General features: G+C 42.8%; 2 tRNA genes and 1 rRNA gene. All 3 read right to left on the bottom strand.

The features are described 5' to 3' along the window. Positions 1-225: 225 nt before the first annotated feature. Positions 226-301, bottom strand: a tRNA-Ala gene (locus L2717_RS18085). A gap of 138 nt (positions 302-439) precedes the next feature. After that, positions 440-516, bottom strand: a tRNA-Ile gene (locus L2717_RS18080). 148 nt (positions 517-664) lie between these two features. After that, positions 665-731 (bottom strand): 16S ribosomal RNA (locus tag L2717_RS18075); the annotation flags it as partial.

The following is a 731-nucleotide window of genomic DNA, read 5'->3' as shown; positions in this document are numbered from 1 at the left end:
CTTAATAAAGTGTTTGAGAACTCATGATGCAAGTGTTTCCACACTTACATCGGTTTGCAATTAACACAACGACAGACATCATCATGTTAATTACTATCAGCTTTCCAAATTGTTAAAGAGCGGGCTTAAAAAAGCCAAAGATAATTTTTCAGTTTATCTTTGGCATCTCTATCCATAATGCATATTACTCGTTTTCGGCATAAGCCAGTCAAAACAAGCAGTAAATGGTGGAGCTATGCGGGATCGAACCGCAGACCTCCTGCGTGCAAGGCAGGCGCTCTCCCAGCTGAGCTATAGCCCCATTTACATGCAGTGCGAGTAAGTAAGATGTTCCAAACCTCTAAAAGGATTGGTTTGCCAAATCAAGTTATCCGCGGCAAATTAACGCGACGTTTAGTTCACTAAACAAGTGTTAATTTAACAAAGGAGAACAAAGATTTGGTGGGTCAGAGTGGACTTGAACCACCGACCTCACCCTTATCAGGGGTGCGCTCTAACCAGCTGAGCTACAGACCCATCTTTGATAAACCTATTTAACTAGGTCCATCTTTTACTCTTTCTTCTATCAAGCAAATCTGTGTGAACACTCAAAAGGTACACGGATGTACCGAATGTCGAAAATGCAGGAGCATTTTTCGACCAAACATTAAGTTAGTCGTATAGGTAAGGAGGTGATCCAGCCCCAGGTTCCCCTAGGGCTACCTTGTTACGACTTCACCCCAGTCATGAAC

Origin of the sequence: Shewanella glacialipiscicola, assembly GCF_023283485.1 — a bacterium.
In the GTDB taxonomy this organism is placed as follows: Bacteria; Pseudomonadota; Gammaproteobacteria; order Enterobacterales; family Shewanellaceae; genus Shewanella; species Shewanella glacialipiscicola.
This window is presented reverse-complemented; position numbering and strand designations above follow the sequence as displayed.